Source organism: Paracoccus stylophorae, assembly GCF_028553765.1.
In the GTDB taxonomy this organism is placed as follows: domain Bacteria; phylum Pseudomonadota; class Alphaproteobacteria; order Rhodobacterales; family Rhodobacteraceae; genus Paracoccus; species Paracoccus stylophorae.
In genome coordinates, this window is sequence record NZ_CP067134.1 from 70,770 (window position 1) to 89,177 (window position 18,408).

Here is an 18,408-nt window from a genome sequence, read left to right on the forward strand (position 1 = left end):
AAACACATTATGTCTATCCTTAACGCTAACAACGCCAACAATGCAAATAATGCCAACAACGCCAATAATGCGAATAACGCCAATAATGCAAATGCCATCGGAAATGGCGGCCCCTCGCCGCTGCTGACCGCGGCCCTGATGCGCAGCCGGGACGCCATCGCCGGGGCCGAGCTGATCACGCCTGCCTCTGGCGAACCCTCGGCGCTGGACATGGCGCAGCGGTTGCGGCGGCTGGCGGGCGATGATCGCGCGGCGGTGCTGACCGGCGAATTGCTGGAGGATCTGTCGTTCGAGTTTGCACCTGACGACCCGGACCAGACGACCACGCGCATGGTGACGGTGCTGCGCCGGGCGGCGGGGGGCGACGCGCGGAACGCAAGCTATACGCCGCTGGTGGCGATCACCCGGCCCGGCCTCGACGATTTCCGCAATGCGGTGCAGATCGTCGCCAACTATGCCGAGTTGCGGGCCGACCGGCTGGCCGAGATCCAGACCCAGACACAGGTTCTGGTGCCGTTCTTCGCCAGCATCCTGCCGATCGAGCCGGGCCGGTCGGACAACATCCTTGAAATGCTGGCGATGGCGCAGGACATGGCGACCTTCGTGGTGATGCGCGTCAAGCTGGCGCTTGGATGCCCGCGCGTGACGCAGTTCAGCGACCGCATCCAGCCGATGATCGCCTGCCCCACCCACGCCACGCTGCCCAGCGGCCATGCGACGCAGGCGTTCACATTGGCCACCGTTCTCAGTCTGTTGCAGGACCCCGGCGCAGAGGTTGCCGCAGACAGCCAGCTTTACCGGCTGGCCTGCCGGATCGCGATCAACCGCACCGTCGCCGGCGTGCATTTCCCCGCCGACAGCGCGGCCGGCGCGATCCTGGGCATCCAGCTGGGCCGGTATCTGGCCGCGCGCGCTTATGCGCCGGACGCGGACGGGCAGGTCGGATCGGCCAGCTTCGACGGCACCGAATTCAAGGATGGCGACCGCGCGCAGGATTTCCATTACGACATCCTGAACCGGATGCTGGACCCCGATCACCCCCAGCACGTGCCCTCGGCCAGCTTTCCCGACGACGCCAGCGGCGCGCGGCCCGCGCCGATGTGGCGCTCGGTCTGCGCGGCGGCGCTTGGGGAATGGCAGAACAGGTGGAGCTGATGGTTGAATGGAACCCGACGCGGCAGGATCGTCCGGCGACACGGTGGACCCCGCCGCTAAACGCCTACGAAAGCGATTTGCCCGGCGTCTCGGCCTATCTGCATTACTGGCTGGACTTGCGGCATGCGCGAAACGAGGCTGCCGCCGACACCGAACCCGCCGCGGAGATGCGACAGGCGCTGAACCGGCTGGTCAGGCAGGGCTTTGGCCCATGATCGCGCACGCCACCATCTCGGCGTTCGAGGCGTTTCTGAACGATCCCTCGGGCATCCTGCCGGACGACGCGATCAATCCCGATCCGCAGCCGATGGGCGACCAAGACCTGTCCGATCCGGCCCTGGCCTATCTGGCGGACGAGGCGCTGCCCGATCCCGAATCCGGCTGCATCATCGGCATTGTCGATGACGCGATTCCGTTCGCGCATGAACGGCTGCGGCTGGCGAACGGGCGCACGCGGATTGCCTCGATCTGGGTGCAGGATGCGCGGTTCCGGCCGGAATCGGGGGCCGGCATCGACCTGTCCTCGGGGATCGAGCTGCGCGGCGCCGAGATCGACGCCCTTCTGGCCGACGCCGCCGCCGGGCACCTGCCCGGCGAGGACGCGATCTATCGGCGCAGCGGCGTGATCGACATGACCCGCGAAAGCGTGCAATCCGCCGCCTTCGCGGCGGGGCACGGCGCGGCGGTCGCGGGTCTGGCGGCGGGGTTCGCGCCGGGCGATCCGGCGGCGCGCAACCATCCGGTTCTGGCGGTCAACCTGCCGCCGAAAGTGACCGAGGATTCGATGGGCCAGCTGTCGCCCATCTCGATCCTGTCGTCCTTCCTGTTCATCATCATCCGCGCCCATCGCCTGTGCCGGTTCATCGAGGTTCGGCGCAACCTGCCGCAAGGCTCGGTCCGGCTGCCTGTGGTCATCAATCTCAGCTTCGGCCTGACGGCGGGCGCGCGCGACGGGTCAAGCCAGATCGAAAGCTTCATGGACGCGGTGTCCCGGCAGGGCGCGCCGGGGCTGGGGCCGATCCATTTCGTGCTGCCGACCGGCAATCACCGCCTTGCCCGGCTGAGCGGCCGTCTGAAGCCGGGCGAGGATCTGGGCTGGCGGCTGCCGCCCGACGACCGCACCGTCACCCCGCTTGAGGTCTGGGGTCCGCCGCTGGACGCCCTGCCCGACGACAGGTTGCAGATTTCGCTGACGCCGCCCGGCATGGCTGCGGCGACGACGGAATTTACGTCGAACGGCGATCTGTCCTTTCTGACCGGTGCCGGGGATCGCGAGCTGGCGCGCGCCTATTACCAGCCGCGACAACGACCCGACGGCACGTGGCGCGAAAGCGTCACGGTGATGATCCGGCCCACCTGTCCCGAACGGCTGGACGAGCCCTGCGCGCCGTCGGGCGAATGGCGCATCGGCATCGGCGGATCGTCGCACCCGGCGGAATACGAAATCTGCGTGCAGCGCGACGAGGTGATTCGCGGCTTTCACCGCGAGGCGCGGCAAAGCTGGCTGTACGATCCCGACTACCGCGTCCATGACGAAAGCGGCCGGATCATCAGGACCGATGCCCAGAATGGCGGGCATCCCAAGGTGCTGCGGACCGGCGCGTTCAACGCCTATGCCGGCGGCGATTGCACCTTGCGGAGCGGCGCGGCGGTGCAGCAGGACATGCAGCTTGCCGCCTATTCCTCGCTGCTGCCCGACGATCAGGGCGGCGACACGCTGGCCCCGGTGGACCGTTCCGTCACGCATCCCGGCATGATCGTCTGCGCGCGGGGCAGCGGGTCGTTCGATCTTCTGTCGGGAACGTCGATGTCTGCCCCGCAGATGACGCGCTGGCTGGCCGCACAACTGGCAGCGGGCCAAGGCCTGCCCGACCGGGCGGCGATTCGCGCCCTGGCCGAATCGCTGTCCCATATCGGCGGCCCGACGCCGGTTCTGGACGATCTGAACCACTTTCCCCCCTACTGAATCGCGAAAATCGCACTGCATCGGGGCGATTTGTGCAATTTTCACGCCGATCGGGCGTTCGGATTCACGCCGCTTTCACGGCGATGGTGCAAAACTTCCTCAACACCGCGATCAACGGCCCGAACGGGTTCCGGCGACCGCGGCCAACGCAGAGGGGGGTCAGACGATGTCTGCCACACCGAAATCGAACTTCAACAACGTGATTGCCGCCCTTCAGCTTCTGGGCTCGGCACCGGGGGGTGCAGAGAATGAGCCGGTTCGCCGGGCTCTGGAAACCCTGGGGGCGGCATCGCCGGGGCGGTCGGAACCGGAGGCTCCTCTGTCCGGTTCCGACCGCCCTACCTGGACCGCGTTCCGGCGGATCGAGCGGGAAAACCGTCTTCTGATCGACCATGCCGAAATGCTTGCCTGCGCGCTTGGCGCCTGTCCGAACTGCTGGGGCACGATCCCCGATTGCGAGGATTGCGGCGGCATTGGCAAACCCGGCGCGTTCGGCCCGGACCGCGCCTGTTTCGATCACTATGTCCTTCCGGTCATCACCCGCGTCATGGGGTGCCAGGCCGATTCCCCGAAGGACGACCAGGATCCCGCGCGCATGTCTGCGTAAGGCGGGTCCACCCTGTGAGGTTCACGTTTTAAAAAGTTTCCTCCTGTTCGGTTTGTCTCACAGGTGGCGTGGCGGATGGCCCGGAGAGAGGGCCATCCGCCAAAGTTTTTACGGCTCCGGCCTGCGCCTAGAACAGCGGGTCCAGCGCGAAGGGATCGGCGGTGGCGGCGCGCGTGGCGATGGTGCGCCCCGGCCCCGACAGGGTGGCGATCTGGCGCGCAAGCTGCGCGATGGCCTGCGACAGGGCCGCCGCAATCGCCGAAGGATCGTCGCTGGCCAGCGGCACCGAGATGTCGAAGCTGCGGGCGTGGTTGGCCGCGCCGCCGGCGGCGTCGGCCACGAAATAGCGCCCGCTGAGGCGATAGACCCCGTTCGCCTGCGCCAGCGCCTTTTCCACCCGCACCTCCAGCACGCGCTGCGGCGGCTCGGCCAGGGGCCACGGCTCTCCGATGACGGTGGCGCCCGACTGGTCCGAGATCGACCGCGCCAGCGCCAGCGTAAAGGCGCGGCGCGGGCCGTCGGCCCACAGATTGTCGGGCGAGGATCGCACCGCCCCATCCGCCGTCTGCCACATCACCTCCTGGTCCGCGGCGTATTCGGGCAGCGACACGTCCTTCAGTTCGGCGGTGCCCAGCCGGTTGGCGACCTGCGCCCCCGTCGCCGGCGGGTCGATCAGGAATCGGCCGGTCTTTTCGGGGTTCGAACAGGCCGTCAGCGCCAGCGTCGTCAGGATCAGCGCGGCGGATATGCGTTTTGTCATCGTCTTACCGTCCCAGAATGAAGGCGCGCGGGTTGCGTTCGATCATCCGCACCAGCGACCCGAAACTTTCGGTCGCACGGCGCAGTTCGCGCAACATGCTGATTGCCTCGGTGTTGAAGGCAGACCGGTCGCCATAGGCCGCAAAGACCGAATCCGCCCGCGCGGCGGTGTTTTGCAGCCGCTGGACCAGCTGCGGCAATTGCTGGACCGATTTGGCGACCTCGTCGGCGGCGACGCTGGCCGAGGCCAGCGCCTGGTTCAGACTGCCCGCGGCGTTGCCGTCGCGCAGATCGTTCAGCAGGCCCGACGCGGCCTCCAGCGTCGACGACAGGTTGCGCGGCAGCTGTTCGGCATCCTCGCTGCCCAGCATCGCGCGCAGATCGGCCAGTATGCCTTCGGCCTGCGCGCTGATCTGGGCGAAATCGACCTCGTTGACGCTGGCTGCCGCCGCGTCGATCTGGTCCACCATCTCGGGGACATCGACCGCCGCCTCCTGGACGGAACGGAAGGCGGCTGTCGCCTCGTCGATCATGCGGCCCAGATTCTCGCCCGCGCCCGATTGCTGGATATCGCCCGCCAGCGTCTCGACCTGCGCCGCGGCGCTGTCCAGCGTCTCGACAAGGGCGGTGATCCGCTGCGGCAGCGCCTCGGCCTCGGGGGTGCCGATCACGTCGCGCACATCCTGCAACGTCGCGTCAAGCTGCGCGCCGATAGAGGCGAAATTCACGTCCTGCACCGATGTCGCGGCCGTTTGCAGCGACTCGAGGATCGCGGGCAGCCGGTCGGCCGCCTCGTTCAGCTTGGCCGCGACGCTGCTGGCCGATTCCAGCGCGGCGCCGGCATTGTCCGCCGCACCGCTGGCGCGAAATTCCTGCACGATCCCGCGCACATCGGCAAGCGCGGTCCGCGCCTCGTCGATGGTGCTGCGCAGGCTTTCCGGGATCGCCCGCGTCTCGTCGGACGCCGCCAGCGCGGTCACGCTGTTCATCATGTCGGTCGCGGATTTCAGCACCTCCTCGATCGGCAGGTTGCCGATCCGGGTCAGGAAACCCTGCGCGGTCTGGGTAAAGTCGGAAATGTCACCCTCGACCGCGGGAATGATCGGATAGGGTTGGGCATCCATGTCGATCCGTGCCTCGGGCGCGTCGGGGACGTTCACCATCTCGATCATCAGCGAACTGCCGAAGAACCCGGCGCTGGCGACGCGCGCGCGAAGGCCGGACCGGACGGCGTCGCGCAGAAACTCCAGCGCCTCGCCCGGCGTCGCATCGGGCGCCAGACCGAGCCGGCTGGGCGAGATCGTGATCGTGACCTGTTGCAGCACATCGGGGCTGGAATCGTCGTCTTCCTCATCGACATGGACGGCCAGTTCGGTCACCTCGCCCACGGCCAGCCCCTGGAAATGGACCGAGGCGCCCTTTTCAAGCCCGCGCACCGAATTGTCCACCAGGACGGTCAGCCGCAACTGACCCTGCTGGTCGGCCACGAACAGGTTGTTGCGGGCGCTGTCCTCGTCGGGTTGCAGGATGAAGACATGACCGCTTTCCACGCGCTGCCCGCCGCTGACCAGCGTGTCGAAGGCGACGCCCCCCTGCAACAGCGACGACAGCGAATTGACGTTGAACGACAGCCCGCGCGGCCCAAGCGACAGCGAAAATCCCGACGTGTCCCAGAACACGGTCGAGGTCGTCAGCCGCCGGTCATGCGGCGCCTCGATGAACGCGTCCGCGACGACGATGCCGTCCTCGGGCGACAGGCGCAGATTTTCCATCCGGCCCACCGCCACCCCGCGATGCAGCACCGGCGCCCCTTCGCTGAGACCGTCGGCGCTGTCCATCGACAGGGTGATCCAGGTGCCCTCGGCATCCTCGCGGATCAGCGGCGGGCGGCTGAGCCCGATGAAATGCGATTCGGGCGTGCTGACCTCGGCGTCCCAATAGCCTTCGATGAACGAGCCGGTCAGCACCGTGTCCAGCCGGGTCACGCCCTGCGCGGTCACCTGCGGGCGCACGATCCAGAACTGCGCCTCGACGTCGATATATTCGGCCACGTCCTTGTCCACGCGGATCTCGACCACGACACGCGACAGGTCCGGCGTGAAATGGACCGCCTCGACCTGCCCGACGGTGATTTCGCGAAAGCGCAGCGTCGTCTCGCCCGGCTGCACGCCGGTGGCGTCGGCGAATTCGACCTCGATCAGCGCGCCGCGGTCGGCATAGGCGTTCCAGGCAACCGCCAGCGTCACGATCAGCGCGATGATCGGCACCAGCCAGATGACGTTGACCCCCGCCTGTGCCGCGCGCACGGCGGTCTTGCGGACGGGGCTTGCCGGCTTCAGCGGCGGTGGCGTGTCGGTCATTCTGCCTGTCGTTCCTGCCGTCTTCTTCAGTCCGTGTCGCGGCTGCGCAAGGGCAGCCCGCGCCAGATCAGCCTTGGGTCGAAGCTTTGCGCGGAAAGCATGGTGAAGGCAACCGACAGGGCAAAGGAAACCGCCGCCGGACCGGGATGGATCGAGGCGACGAAGCCAAGCTGCACCAGCGCCGACAGGATCGCGACCACGAACACGTCGATCATCGACCAGCGGCCGATGAATTCGACCACCTCGAAGATCTTCAGCCGGGTATGGGCCTGCTCGACCGTGGCCGGCCTGCCCGCGACCAGCGCCAGCCAGCTGATCGCGATGAATTTCGCGACCGGCACCACGATCGAGGCGACGAACACGATCGCGGCGATGTCGTAATTGCCGTAATGGATCAACTGCATCACGCCTTCGAAGATGGTCGCTTCGGAATTGCCCTGAAGCCCGGCGAAGGTGCGCGTGCTCATCATCGGGAACAGATTGGCGGGGATATACATGACGATGCCGGCGATCATCCACGCCCACACCGCCTGCAGGCAGCGCCGGTCGGGCGGGGTCAGCCGCGCGCCGCAGCGGGCGCAGACCGTCTCGGACTGGGGCCAGACCCGGCCGCAACTGCGACAGCCGATCAGCCCGGCGCGATGCGCGGTCATCACCGGGGCGCTGGCGGCAGGCGCGCTCATGTCCGCGGGGTCTCGACCATCTCGCGACCGTCGGTGTGCAGGCCGGCATCCTCGATCGCGTCCCAGATCGTCGTCTGCGACATGAAGCCGCGCGAGGCGACGTTAACGACGATCAGCGCGCAGAACGCCCAGAAGGCCGGGCCAAGATGCACCGTGGCCAGCCCGCCGACCTTGATCAGCGCGACCGAGGTGCCGATCACGAAAATCTCGGCCATCGACCAGGGCCGCAGGTTTTCGGACCAGCGAAAGGCGGTCGCCGCATGGCGATAGGGGGCCCGCCCCTGCGCCAGCGGCACCAGCGTATAGACCAGCAGGAACGCGCGCGTCACCGGCAGGCCGACGATCATGATCAGCACCGCCAGCACCAGGGGCAGCAGGATGCCGTCGGCAAAGGCCAGCGCCACGCCGAACAACGATGTCGCGTTGCCGAAGCCCAGACGAGAGATTTCAAGGAACGGAAAGAACACCGCCCCCATCAGCAGCACCATCGAGGTGAAGGACAGCGCGATCAACTGGCTGAACGCGCCGCTGCGCGGGCGGGCCAGCACGGTGCCGCAGCGCACGCAACGGGCGGTTTCGCCGCTGGACAGTTCTTCCTCGACATGCAGGGCGTCGCAGCGGGGACAGGCCATCAGCCCCTTTCCGCAATCCAGATCATAGGGGGCGCGCATGGTCATGGCGACAAGATAGGCGCGTCGCGCCCCGACGCAAGCGTAGCGTGATCACACCGGCGTCTAATGCCGCGCACCCTGACGCGCGGCCGAGGTCAGCACGACGCTGCGATTGTCGCCGACGGCCAGCGGTGTCGCCTCTTCGATGCCGAAACGCAGGCGCAGCACATAGCTGGACCCCTCCATGCCGCTGCTGGCCTCGCCCTCAAGCTGGGTCGAGAAGGCGTCGATCAGCTGGCTGCCCAGCCCGGTGCCCTCGCCCTCGATCTCTTGCGCGCCGATCGAGTTCTCGATTTCCAGCATGCCGGTATGCGGCTCGGGCGCGGTCAGCCGGATGCGGACCCACGGCGCGTCCTCGCCCGGCGGGATGCCGGCATATTTCAGCGCGTTGGTGAACGCCTCGGTCGCCAGCAGCGACAGGGGGACCGCCTGATCGGGCAGCAGGACCATCGGCTGCAACTGCGTCTCGACATGCAGGTTGCTGCCCGGCCCGACCGACGCGTTCACCATCTGGTTGACGATGTCCCCGATCAGCCGGTCCGCCTCGACCGCGTCCAGATGTTCGGCCTGATACAGGTTGCGATAGATCGTGGCCAGCGACGCGACCCGGTCCTGCACCGAACGCAGCACGCGCTTGGCATCGCTGTCCGAGATCATCCGGCTTTGCATGTTGATGATCGAGGCGATCAGCTGAAGATTGTTCTTCACCCGGTGATGCACCTCTTTCAGCAGGACCGTCTTTTCGGTGACGGCATTTTCCATCGCCTCTTCGTCGCGGATCAGGATTCGCGCCATGTTGTGGAATGTCTGGCTGACATCGTAGATCTCGGTCGGCGCGTCGGTCAGGACCGGCGGCGGCTCGTCGCGATTGCCGATGGCAAAGCGCCGCATCTGCCCGCGCAACACGGTGATATGGCGCAGCACCAGCCGGAACACCGCAAAATAGGCCACCGCCAGCGACACCGCCCACAGCGCGACGGGAAACAGCACCGCCCCCATGCGCGACAACTGGAACATCCCGATCCCGGCCAGTTGCGGGCTCCAGCTGCCAAGCGCATAGACAAGGCCGGGCACGACCGGAACCACGGTAAAGACCCGCATCTCGCCGGTATTGGCGCGGGCGCGGAAGGTGGTGTCGTTGCGCGACAGCAGGCTCAGCAGCGGGATATCGGCGGGCAGGATGTCGTCCTCGGCCCCTTCGCTGGCGCTGTCCGAGGTCAGGATTTCGCCCCAGTGGTTGAAGGTGACGATCCGCGCGCCTTCGGTGCCGAAATTAATCGCATGGGTGGACCGCAGCAATTCATGGGTCAGCGAGATGCCGACATAGCCCAGAAGATCGCGGTCGCGATACAGGGGCTGGGCCACCAGAACCACCGACCGACCGCTGACGACCCCGCGCCTGACGGATGTGACCATCGTGCCGGGCGAGGCGATGAATTTCTGATAGGCGGGCGATTCGCGCACATCGGTCACCGCATCGACATCCGGGTTCGAATTGCAGGTGCTAAGTCCGTTCAGCGGCACGAAACCCGCATAGACATAGGTGGCGCTGCGTTCGATGAAATTGCGCATCAGATCGCTGCAATCGCCGCTGCGGCTGAGCACGTCCAGCACCGCCGGGCCCAACGCATCCGCCGACCCCAGCGCGCTGAGCAGCAGGGCGCGTTCGCCCGCCGCCGCCGACGCGGTACGGCCCAGCAGCGCGATTTCGGCGCTGCGCTGCGCCTCGTGCGACAGATGCAGGTTCTGGCCCAGCGAAATCAGGCCGATGGGCAGGATCGCCACCGACAGCAGCGCGCCCAGGCGAAAGCCAAGGCGCCGGGTGAAATCCAGCCTGTCGCGCAGCCCGCGGATCACGCGAAGCCTAGCGCGCGATGGTGTGGTTGGAGGCCATGACGGCCAGCGTCGCCTGATCCGTCATGTCAAGATCGTCGGCGCCTTTCAGCTGCAACAGCTCGGCCAGCTTGCGGCGGCCGCGATTGGCCCGCGACTTGACGGTGCCCACGGCCACGCGGGTCATCTCGGCCGCTTCCTCATAGGAAAAACCCGAAGCGCCCACCAGGATCAGCGCCTCGCGCTGTTCGTCGGGAAGCTGCTGGAATGCCACGCGAAAATCGCGCAGGGCCAGCTTGCCGTCATGTTCGGGCCGGGTCGCCTGCCGGGCGGCGTGGATGCCGTCGGTGTCGCTGACCTCGCGCTTGGTCTTGCGGCGCGCGGAATAGAAGGTGTTGCGCAGGATCGTGAACAGCCAGGCCCGCAGATTCGTGCCCGCCTGAAACTTGTCCATGTTGGTCCAGGCCTTGACGATGGTGTCCTGCACCAGATCGTCGGCGGCCGCACCCTCGCGCGTCAGCGACAGCGCAAAGGCCCGCAGGGCGGGCAGGTGGTCGACCAGCTGATCGCGGGGATCGGTCGTATCGGAATTGTTCATATGGTTATCGCAGCGCCTTCCCGCACAGAGATCATGTCAGTCCTGCTCTCGCAGCTGCTTCAGCAATTCGAGAAACCGGTCCGGAACCTGCTCGGTCGCATCCTGCTCGTATACCCGCCGCAGATTCTCGTCGATCTGCTTTTCGACCGCCTCACGCCGGTTGTCATTTCGCTTTGGTGTCATCTAACTTCTTCTTCCCGCGAATCTTGTGCGCACGCTGTGCAACCTTTAAGCCTGAAAGAAAGTTCCGCAATGCTAGCGAAATTCAAGGATAACTGAAATGGCCCCTGCCGATCTGGCCCAATCCATCGGGCGCGAACTTCCCTATCTGCGCCGCTACGCCCGTGCGCTGACCGGAAGCCAAAGCGCCGGAGACAATTATGCCGCCGCCACGCTGGAGGCAATCCTGACGGATCGGTCCGTGATGGATGGCGAAAACGACACCCGTCTGGCGCTGTTCCGCGCCTTTCACGCGATCTGGCAAAGTTCGGGCCAGCCCGTCCCCGAGGCCGATCTGTCCACCCGCGAACAGCGCGCCCAGGATCACCTGCGCCGGCTGACCCCCAATTCGCGCGAGGCGCTGTTGCTGCGCACCATCGAAGAGCTGCGCTTCGACCAGATCGCCCGCGTCATGCAGATCGATCAGCCCGAAGCCGAAGAGCTGGTCGAGATCGCCCTGAACGAGATGAGCAGCGCCTTGCAGGGCAATGTCATGGTGATCGAGGACGAGATGATCATCGCCATGGACCTGAAAGGAATCGTGCAGGCGATGGGCCATACCGTCACCGGCGTCGCGCGCACGCATCGTCAGGCGATCGAACTGGCCGGATCGTCGCGCCCCGACCTGATCCTGGCCGACATCCAGCTGGCCGACGGATCGTCCGGCATCGATGCGGTGAACGAATTGCTGCGCGATCTGGGCGATATTCCGGTGATCTTCATCACCGCGTTCCCCGAGCGCCTGCTGACCGGCGACCGTCCCGAACCCGCCTTCCTGATCTCAAAGCCCTACAGCGAGGAACAGGTCCGCTCGGCCGTCAGTCAGGCGATGTTCTTTGCCTCGACCGAGGGGATGGAGGCCTGATGCGGGGCGGCCGCCTTATTCGGCGGCCACCTCCTCGCGGGCGCGGCGCGCGGCGCGGATACGATTGCGCCGCGCCAGTTCGACATTGATCAGCGCGCCCAGCAGGACCGAGAATCCGGCCAGATAGAACCACATCAGCAGCGCCACGACCGTCCCGATCGAGCCATAGATGCGGTTATAGCTGTTGAAGCTGCCCAGATAGGCCGAGAACGCCATCGACGCCGCCGCCCACAGGATCGCGGCGAACAGCGCGCCCCAGGTAAAGACCGGGGTGCGCGGCGTCTTGACGTTCGGGCCATAGCGATACAGCACCCCGATCCCGACGATGACCAGGGTGAACATCGCCGCCCACGGCAACGCCGCCACCAGCCAGGCGCGGGCCGGGCCGAGGACCAGATAATTCAGCAGGATCGGCACGATCACGATGGTCGCCAGCCCGGCCAGCGAGATCCCCACGATGGCCAGCGTCAGCCCATAGGCCAGCACGAACCCGAAGATCGTCGAATGGCCGCGCACGCCATAGGCCGCGTTCAGCCCGCGCACCAGCGCATCGACGCCCGCACGCGCCGCCACCGTCGCCACCATGAACGAGATGAAGGACGCCCACCCGATGCTGGTCCGCCCGGTCGAGGTCAGGGATTCGACCTGCGTGTCGATCAGCCCGGCCGCGCCGTCGGGCAGGAATTCATGCGCCACGTCCAGATAGGTCATGATCACGATGGGATCGAACCACAGGCTCCACAGGGCGATGATGGCGGCCAGACCGGGAAAGACCGCGAACATGGCGTAAAACGCCACGCCGGCCGCGATCAGACCCATGTGGATCTTGTCCATCCGTTCGAAGATGGCCGCCCAGAAACCCCAGATGTCTCGAAGAAGATCCAGCATGCGTCCCTTTTCGCCGTCCGGTCCAGCATGTGCCGGGCCACGACGCGGCGCAACCCTGCAACGTCATGTCATCAGCCGCGCCCAGATCGACCCCTCGCCCAGTTTCTGCACGAATTCGGCATGGGCCTGCGCCTCGGCCGGGGTGATGCGGGGGGCCAGCGGCGCGGGCCGGGTCGCGCGGCGCGGGCGGGTGGCGGCAGGATCGCCGGTCGCGTGCGCTTGTCCGGGCCGATGGTCCAGCACCAGATCCGGTTGCCTGCCGCCGATCAGTTCCAGATACACCTCGGCCAGCAATTCGGAATCCAGCAGCGCCCCGTGCAGGTCGCGGCCCGAATTGTCGACGCCGAACCGCCGGCACAGCGCATCCAGCGACGAGGGCGAGCCGGGATATTTCTCGCGCGCAAGCGCCAGCGTGTCCAGCGCGCGGCTCCATGGCAGGGTCGGAAAGCCTGCGCGGCGCAGTTCGGCGTTCAGGAATTTCATGTCGAAACTGGCGTTGTGGATTACCAGCCGGGCATCTTCGGCGATGAAATCGACGAAACCCTGCGCAATCTCGGCAAAGCGGGGCTTGTCGCGCAGGAAATCGTCGCCCAGCCCGTGAATCTCGAACGCCTCTTGCGGCATCGGACGTTCGGGGTTGATATAGACGTGAAAGGTCCGGCCGGTGGGCAGGTGGTTCATCAGCTCGATCGCCCCGATCTCGACGATCCGGTCGCTTTTGTCGGCGTCGAAGCCGGTGGTTTCCGTATCCAGCACGATTTCACGCATTGCTGACCTCGGTGCAGATCCGTTCGACCGCCGCGCGCGCCGCCTCCAGCGTGTCGGTGGGGATGATCCAGTCGGCGCGGGCGCGTTTTTCCGTGTCGGGCATCTGGCGGGCCAGGATCATCTGAAATGTCTCTTCGGTCATTCCGGGGCGCGCCAGAACGCGCTGTCGCTGCCTCTCGGCATCGGTCGAGACCACGGCGACCCCGTCCACCTGATCCTGATAGCCGCCTTCGAACAGCAAGGGAATATCGAGGATCACCAGATCGCGGTCCCGGTGCCGCTCGATAAAGTCCATGCGGTCGGCGGCGACCAGCGGATGCACGATCCGTTCAAGCCGAGCCAACGCGCGGGGATCGGATGCCAGCGCGGCCTTCAGCGCGGTGCGGTCGATCGCGCCCTCGCGCAGCGCGTCGGGAAAGGCGGCCGCGACCGGCGCCACCGCCGCCCCGCCTGCGGCATACAGCCGATGCACCGCCTCATCCGCGTCCCAGACCGGGTGGCCCAGATCGCGAAACATCTGCGCGGTCGTGGATTTTCCCATGCCGATGCCGCCGGTCAGTCCCAGAAGATAGGTCATGCCAGAACCGCCTGACGGGTTTCCTCGTCAACCTCGGGGCGGCGTCCGAACCAGCGTTCGAATCCGGGCGCGGCCTGATGCAGCAGCATCCCCAGACCGTCCACGATCTGACAGCCGCGCGCCTGCGCCTGGGCCAGGAACGGCGTCATCAGCGGGGTATAGACCAGATCGGTGACCAGCGCGCTGTCGGGCAGGGCATCCAGCGGCACGCGCAGCGCCTGTTTGCCGTCCATGCCCAGCGCCGTCGCGTTCACCACCGTCGCCGCATCTTCCAGCATGTGGCCCGCCTGCACCCAGTCATAGACCACCACCCGCGTCCCGAATTCAGCCCTGATCCGGTCGGCGCGCAGCCGGGTGCGGTTGGCGATCCGCAATTCGGTCACGCCGCTGTCCAGCAGCGAGGCAACCACCGCCCGCGCCGCACCGCCCGCGCCGATCACGGCGGCCGGTCCCGCATCGGGCCGCCAGTGCGGCGCGTTCTGCATCAGATTGGCGATGAAGCCGTAACCGTCTGTGTTGTCGGCGTGAATCCCGCCATCGGGGCGAAAGATCAGCGTGTTCGCCGCCCCGATCAGCGCCGCGCGATCGGTGACGGCATCGGCCAGCGCCAGCACGGCCTCCTTGTGCGGGATGGTGACGTTGACGCCTGCAAAGCCCGCGCGCGGCAGGATGCGCAGCACTTCGGCCAGATGCTGGGGCATTACCGGCATCGGCACGTAGTGACCCGCGAGTCCGTAATGCCGCAGCCAGTGCCCGTGCAAAAGCGGAGAGCGCGAATGCGCGACCGGCATGCCGATCACCCCGGCAAGCGGCGCATGGTCGATCCGGGCAGAAACGCTGTCATCGGTCATCGAACACATCCTGACTGTCCCCAAGATTGGCGCAGACTAGGCCGCAACGGGCACGGAAAAAAGACCCGCGCCCCGGTTTCGCCGCTGGTCGCGGCGATTGTGGATGAAACCGGGGAAAAACCTGTGCGGCGGGCGGGGGTAAGCGGGGGTCCGGTCGAAACAGCCGCGATCCGGGCCGGAACCGATGCAGAACGCGGGACCGCGATCCACAGGTGGAAAAAGCGCGGACGGGGCGCTGTATCTGTGTGGAAAAGCGAAGATGCCGCAACTGATCCACAGATTTATCCACACGGTAAGCCATTGTTACTGCAACAATTATCCGACAAAATTATGCGATTTTCCGCAGCTATCCACATTCCGTCAGACTGTGGAACACATGGCCAAAACCCGCACAATCCCGCGATCCACAGCCCCTACTGCAACAACATTCCCTTTTCTTTACTTCTTATTTAAGAGGATGGCCGACGAGGGATTTGCATGACCGACCTGCTGACCAGCCTCTACCCCTATGTAAAGGCGTTTCACATCATGGCAGTGATTTCGTGGATGGCAGGGCTTTTCTATCTGCCGCGCCTGTTCGTCTATCACGCCGAGCGCGGCGGGACTGGGGTAGAGCCGGTCGGCAGCTTCATCATCATGGAAGACAAGCTGCTGTGCGTGATCATGCGCCCGGCCATGATCGCGACATGGCTGAGCGGGCTGTGCCTTGTCCTGACGCCGGGCATCGTCGCCTGGTCGCTTCTGTGGCCGTGGGTCAAGGCCGCCAGCGTGCTGGCGATGACCTGGTTTCATCTGTGGTGCGGGTCCGAACGGATGCGGATGAAGGCGGGAAAGACGCAGGCGGGCCGTCGATACAGGATAATGAACGAGGTTCCGACGCTGCTGATGATCGTCATCGTGTTGTCGGTGATCGTCAAATACTGACCGCTGCGCATTGACTCAGGCCGGATTCGGTCCTATCTGGCGCGGAACCCCGGCCGTCCGGCGCGGGAATCCCCGTTATGACGTTTCTGGAAGCCGTGTCTCTGCTGCGGCGTTTGGGTGAGTATACCATGAGCGAAGATCGCCTCAACCTGTCTGAACTGAAGGCGAAAAGCCCTGCCGACCTGCTGTCGATGGCAGAGGAATGGGAAATCGAGAACGCCTCGACCATGCGCAAGGGCGAGATGATGTTCTCGATCCTGAAAGAGCATGCGGAAGAAGGCTGGGACATCGGCGGCGAAGGCGTGTTGGAGGTCGTGCAGGACGGCTTTGGCTTCCTGCGCTCGACCGAGGCGAACTATCTGCCCGGCCCCGACGACATCTATGTCAGCCCCGACATGATCCGTCTGCACGCCCTGCGCACCGGCGACAGCGTCGAGGGCGTGATCCGTGCACCCGGCGAGAACGAACGTTATTTCGCGCTGACCAAGGTCGAGAAGATCAACTTCGAAGATCCCGCCAAGGCGCGCCACAAGGTCGCCTTCGACAACCTGACGCCGCTGTATCCCGATGAGCGGCTGAACATGGAAATCGAGGACCCGACGATCAAGGATCGCAGCGCACGGATCATCGATCTGGTCGCCCCGATCGGCAAGGGTCAGCGTTCCCTGATCGTGGCGCCGCCGCGCACGGGCAAGACGGTGCTGTTGCAGAACATCGCCCATTCGATCGAGCGCAACCATCCCGAATGCTATCTGATCGTGCTGCTGATCGACGAACGCCCCGAAGAAGTGACCGACATGCAGCGCAGCGTGCGCGGCGAGGTCATTTCCTCGACCTTCGACGAACCGGCCAGCCGGCACGTCGCCGTCAGTGAAATGGTGATCGAAAAAGCCAAGCGTCTGGTCGAGCATAAGCGAGATGTTGTTATTCTTCTGGATTCGATCACCAGACTTGGTAGGGCGTTCAACACGGTCGTGCCAAGTTCCGGCAAGGTTCTGACGGGCGGCGTCGACGCGAACGCACTGCAACGGCCCAAGCGGTTCTTCGGCGCGGCGCGGAACATCGAAGAGGGCGGTTCGCTGACCATCATCGCCACGGCGCTGATCGACACCGGGTCGCGGATGGACGAGGTCATTTTCGAGGAATTCAAGGGCACCGGCAACAGCGAGATCGTGCTGGACCGCAAGGTCGCCGACAAGCGCGTCTTCCCGGCGATGGATATCCTCAAATCCGGGACGCGGAAGGAAGAATTGCTGGTCGATGCGAAGGATCTGCAAAAGACCTATCTGCTGCGCCGGATCCTGAATCCGATGGGCACGACCGATGCCGTCGAGTTCCTGATTTCCAAGCTGAAGCAGACAAAGACGAATGCCGAGTTCTTCGACTCGATGAACGCCTAACGGGGACGTGATGGAGCTTGTGTTTGCCGAAGCCACCCCGCCCGGGCGGGGGGGCGTCTCGGTCGTTCGCATCAGCGGCGCGGGTGCGCGACAGGCGGCGGAGCGGTTGGCCGGTCCGCTGCCGCGCGCCCGCCACGCCTATTTCCGGGTTCTGACCTGCGAAGGGGAGGAGCTGGACCGGGCGCTGGTGATGTGGTTCGAGGCCGGGTCGAGCTTCACCGGCGAAGAGGTCGCGGAGCTGCATCTGCACGGCGCACCGGTCATCGTGCGGCGGCTGACCCGGGCCCTTCTGGATCGCGGCCTGCGTCAGGCCGAGGCCGGCGAGTTTACGCGGCGCGCATTTTTGAACGGGCGCCTGGATCTGGCCGAGGTCGAAGGGCTGGGCGATCTTCTGGAGGCCGAGACGGAGGCGCAGCGGCGGCTTGCGCTGCGCGCGGCGGGGGGTGAGTTGAGCCGGAAGGCCGACGAATGGCGCGCCCTGCTGATCCGGGCCGGGGCGTTGGTCGAGGCCAGCGTGGATTTCGCGGATGAGGATATTCCCGATGAGGTGCCATCGGAGGTTTTCGATCTGCTGGCGCAGCTGCGCGCCGATCTGGACCGGCAGCTTGATGGATTCCCCGCGGCTGAACGGCTGCGATCGGGCTTTGAGGTCGCGATTATCGGTGCGCCGAATGCAGGGAAGTCCAGCCTGATCAACAGGATCGCACGGCGCGAGGTTGCGCTAGTTTCCGAGATCGCAGGGACGACGCGGGATGTGATCGAGTTGCGCATCGATCTGAATGGGATCGCCGTGACGCTGCTGGACACGGCCGGGTTGCGCGACACCAGCGATCACGTCGAAGGCCTGGGCGTGTCCCGCGCCAGGCAACGCGCCCGCGCGGCGGATATCCGGGTTCATGTGTCGCCATCGGGGGACCTGGACGGGGAGTTGTGGTCGGACGGCGATCTGGTGGTGCGCAGCAAATCCGATCTGGCCGATGGCGGAACCGGTCTACCAGTGTCTTCGATGACCGGCGAAGGAGTTTCCGAACTGCTTGCCGCGCTGGATGCGGCCCTGCGGGCGCGAACTGCCGGTGCCGGTCTGTTCAGCCATGAGCGGCAGGTGAGGGCGCTGGATGATGCGCGCCGGGCGCTGACGGGGGTCGGTGGCCAGCCGCCGGAGTTGATTGCCGAGGCGATTCGTCAAGTCTCTGCTTCGTTGGATAGGCTGCTTGGCAGAATCGGCGCGGAAGATTATCTGGATGTCATATTCGCGCAATTCTGCGTCGGAAAATGAAAGGTGTT

General features: G+C 65.8%; 19 protein-coding genes. 8 read left to right on the forward strand and 11 right to left on the reverse strand.

Going from position 1 to position 18,408, the window contains the following annotated elements:
- Positions 1-9 precede the first annotated feature (9 nt).
- The 4 genes from JHW45_RS00320 (at position 10) to JHW45_RS00335 (ending at position 3,728) form a co-directional block, all read left to right on the forward strand.
- Positions 10-1,155, forward strand: coding sequence for a phosphatase PAP2 family protein (locus JHW45_RS00320; protein ID WP_272858997.1), 1,146 nt, complete (start codon positions 10-12; stop codon positions 1,153-1,155).
- Positions 1,155-1,370: a hypothetical protein gene (locus tag JHW45_RS00325; protein WP_272858998.1), complete on the forward strand. Its 216-nt coding sequence runs from the start codon at positions 1,155-1,157 to the stop codon at positions 1,368-1,370. The genes JHW45_RS00320 and JHW45_RS00325 overlap by 1 nt, the downstream gene beginning before the upstream one ends.
- Positions 1,367-3,121: a hypothetical protein gene (locus JHW45_RS00330; protein WP_272858999.1), complete on the forward strand. Its 1,755-nt coding sequence runs from the start codon at positions 1,367-1,369 to the stop codon at positions 3,119-3,121. The genes JHW45_RS00325 and JHW45_RS00330 overlap by 4 nt, the downstream gene beginning before the upstream one ends.
- Positions 3,122-3,287: 166 nt before the next feature.
- Complete coding sequence (locus JHW45_RS00335; protein WP_272859000.1) at positions 3,288-3,728, forward strand: hypothetical protein; 441 nt, start codon at positions 3,288-3,290, stop codon at positions 3,726-3,728.
- Positions 3,729-3,855: 127 nt separating this feature from the next.
- On the opposite strand, the gene JHW45_RS00340 is transcribed toward JHW45_RS00335, so the two are convergent.
- From JHW45_RS00340 to JHW45_RS00370, 7 genes are read right to left on the reverse strand one after another with little or no spacing between them, the layout of a single operon-like run.
- Complete coding sequence (locus JHW45_RS00340) at positions 3,856-4,488, reverse strand: PqiC family protein (RefSeq protein WP_272859001.1); 633 nt, start codon at positions 4,486-4,488, stop codon at positions 3,856-3,858.
- A gap of 4 nt (positions 4,489-4,492) precedes the next feature.
- The gene (locus JHW45_RS00345; protein WP_272859002.1) at positions 4,493-6,847 is read right to left on the reverse strand and encodes an MlaD family protein; all 2,355 of its coding nucleotides are present in this window, start codon (positions 6,845-6,847) and stop codon (positions 4,493-4,495) included.
- Between the two features lie 26 nt (positions 6,848-6,873).
- A complete protein-coding gene (locus JHW45_RS00350) occupies positions 6,874-7,530 on the reverse strand; it encodes a paraquat-inducible protein A (protein WP_272859003.1) in 657 nt (218 codons plus the stop codon).
- Positions 7,527-8,207 carry a paraquat-inducible protein A gene (locus JHW45_RS00355; RefSeq protein ID WP_272859004.1) on the reverse strand — a complete coding sequence of 227 codons (681 nt, stop codon included), beginning with the start codon at positions 8,205-8,207 and terminating at the stop codon, positions 7,527-7,529. Before JHW45_RS00355 ends, JHW45_RS00350 begins: the two co-directional genes overlap by 4 nt.
- Before the next feature lie 57 nt (positions 8,208-8,264).
- Entirely contained in the window at positions 8,265-10,058 is a 1,794-nt protein-coding gene (locus JHW45_RS00360) for a histidine kinase dimerization/phosphoacceptor domain -containing protein (RefSeq protein ID WP_272859005.1), read from the reverse strand.
- A gap of 7 nt (positions 10,059-10,065) precedes the next feature.
- Positions 10,066-10,632 carry an RNA polymerase sigma factor gene (locus JHW45_RS00365; RefSeq protein ID WP_272859006.1) on the reverse strand — a complete coding sequence of 189 codons (567 nt, stop codon included), beginning with the start codon at positions 10,630-10,632 and terminating at the stop codon, positions 10,066-10,068.
- Positions 10,633-10,668: 36 nt separating this feature from the next.
- Positions 10,669-10,815, reverse strand: coding sequence for a NepR family anti-sigma factor (locus tag JHW45_RS00370; protein WP_272859007.1), 147 nt, complete (start codon positions 10,813-10,815; stop codon positions 10,669-10,671).
- A 97-nt stretch (positions 10,816-10,912) separates the two neighbouring features.
- On the opposite strand from JHW45_RS00370, the gene JHW45_RS00375 reads away from it, so the two are divergent.
- Complete coding sequence (locus JHW45_RS00375; protein WP_272859008.1) at positions 10,913-11,716, forward strand: response regulator; 804 nt, start codon at positions 10,913-10,915, stop codon at positions 11,714-11,716.
- A 15-nt stretch (positions 11,717-11,731) separates the two neighbouring features.
- Here the strand turns inward: JHW45_RS00375 and JHW45_RS00380 are convergent, their stop codons facing one another.
- The 4 genes from JHW45_RS00380 to JHW45_RS00395 all read right to left on the reverse strand — a co-directional run bounded on the left by JHW45_RS00380 (position 11,732) and on the right by JHW45_RS00395 (position 14,800).
- A complete protein-coding gene (locus tag JHW45_RS00380) occupies positions 11,732-12,604 on the reverse strand; it encodes a YihY/virulence factor BrkB family protein (RefSeq protein ID WP_272859009.1) in 873 nt (290 codons plus the stop codon).
- Between the two features lie 63 nt (positions 12,605-12,667).
- Positions 12,668-13,372: a DNA polymerase III subunit epsilon gene (gene dnaQ / locus JHW45_RS00385; RefSeq protein ID WP_272859010.1), complete on the reverse strand. Its 705-nt coding sequence runs from the start codon at positions 13,370-13,372 to the stop codon at positions 12,668-12,670.
- Positions 13,365-13,949, reverse strand: a complete 585-nt coding sequence (gene coaE / locus JHW45_RS00390; RefSeq protein WP_272859011.1) for a dephospho-CoA kinase — start codon at positions 13,947-13,949, stop codon at positions 13,365-13,367. The genes dnaQ and coaE overlap by 8 nt, the downstream gene beginning before the upstream one ends.
- Positions 13,946-14,800 carry a shikimate dehydrogenase gene (locus tag JHW45_RS00395; protein WP_272859012.1) on the reverse strand — a complete coding sequence of 285 codons (855 nt, stop codon included), beginning with the start codon at positions 14,798-14,800 and terminating at the stop codon, positions 13,946-13,948. The genes coaE and JHW45_RS00395 overlap by 4 nt, the downstream gene beginning before the upstream one ends.
- A 477-nt stretch (positions 14,801-15,277) precedes the next feature.
- Here JHW45_RS00395 and JHW45_RS00400 point away from each other — a divergent pair, with 477 nt between their 5' ends.
- The 3 genes from JHW45_RS00400 (at position 15,278) to mnmE (ending at position 18,400) form a co-directional block, all read left to right on the forward strand.
- A complete protein-coding gene (locus JHW45_RS00400) occupies positions 15,278-15,724 on the forward strand; it encodes a CopD family protein (RefSeq protein WP_272859013.1) in 447 nt (148 codons plus the stop codon).
- A 128-nt stretch (positions 15,725-15,852) separates the two neighbouring features.
- Positions 15,853-17,124, forward strand: a complete 1,272-nt coding sequence (rho, locus tag JHW45_RS00405) for a transcription termination factor Rho (protein ID WP_272859014.1) — start codon at positions 15,853-15,855, stop codon at positions 17,122-17,124.
- A 10-nt stretch (positions 17,125-17,134) separates the two neighbouring features.
- A complete protein-coding gene (gene mnmE, locus JHW45_RS00410) occupies positions 17,135-18,400 on the forward strand; it encodes a tRNA uridine-5-carboxymethylaminomethyl(34) synthesis GTPase MnmE (RefSeq protein ID WP_272859015.1) in 1,266 nt (421 codons plus the stop codon).
- Positions 18,401-18,408: the final 8 nt, after the last annotated feature.

Coding starts and splice junctions, on each gene's coding strand:
- JHW45_RS00375 (WP_272859008.1), top strand. CDS start 10,913: ATGGCCCCTGCCGATCTGGCCCAATCCATCGGGCGCGAACTTCCCTAT.
- JHW45_RS00400 (WP_272859013.1), top strand. CDS start 15,278: ATGACCGACCTGCTGACCAGCCTCTACCCCTATGTAAAGGCGTTTCAC.
- JHW45_RS00395 (WP_272859012.1), bottom strand. CDS start 14,800: ATGACCGATGACAGCGTTTCTGCCCGGATCGACCATGCGCCGCTTGCC.
- dnaQ (WP_272859010.1), bottom strand. CDS start 13,372: ATGCGTGAAATCGTGCTGGATACGGAAACCACCGGCTTCGACGCCGAC.
- mnmE (WP_272859015.1), top strand. CDS start 17,135: ATGGAGCTTGTGTTTGCCGAAGCCACCCCGCCCGGGCGGGGGGGCGTC.
- JHW45_RS00335 (WP_272859000.1), top strand. CDS start 3,288: ATGTCTGCCACACCGAAATCGAACTTCAACAACGTGATTGCCGCCCTT.
- JHW45_RS00320 (WP_272858997.1), top strand. CDS start 10: ATGTCTATCCTTAACGCTAACAACGCCAACAATGCAAATAATGCCAAC.
- JHW45_RS00340 (WP_272859001.1), bottom strand. CDS start 4,488: ATGACAAAACGCATATCCGCCGCGCTGATCCTGACGACGCTGGCGCTG.
- JHW45_RS00370 (WP_272859007.1), bottom strand. CDS start 10,815: ATGACACCAAAGCGAAATGACAACCGGCGTGAGGCGGTCGAAAAGCAG.
- JHW45_RS00350 (WP_272859003.1), bottom strand. CDS start 7,530: ATGAGCGCGCCTGCCGCCAGCGCCCCGGTGATGACCGCGCATCGCGCC.
- JHW45_RS00345 (WP_272859002.1), bottom strand. CDS start 6,847: ATGACCGACACGCCACCGCCGCTGAAGCCGGCAAGCCCCGTCCGCAAG.
- JHW45_RS00325 (WP_272858998.1), top strand. CDS start 1,155: ATGGTTGAATGGAACCCGACGCGGCAGGATCGTCCGGCGACACGGTGG.
- JHW45_RS00380 (WP_272859009.1), bottom strand. CDS start 12,604: ATGCTGGATCTTCTTCGAGACATCTGGGGTTTCTGGGCGGCCATCTTC.
- JHW45_RS00365 (WP_272859006.1), bottom strand. CDS start 10,632: ATGAACAATTCCGATACGACCGATCCCCGCGATCAGCTGGTCGACCAC.
- JHW45_RS00355 (WP_272859004.1), bottom strand. CDS start 8,207: ATGACCATGCGCGCCCCCTATGATCTGGATTGCGGAAAGGGGCTGATG.
- JHW45_RS00330 (WP_272858999.1), top strand. CDS start 1,367: ATGATCGCGCACGCCACCATCTCGGCGTTCGAGGCGTTTCTGAACGAT.
- rho (WP_272859014.1), top strand. CDS start 15,853: ATGAGCGAAGATCGCCTCAACCTGTCTGAACTGAAGGCGAAAAGCCCT.
- coaE (WP_272859011.1), bottom strand. CDS start 13,949: ATGACCTATCTTCTGGGACTGACCGGCGGCATCGGCATGGGAAAATCC.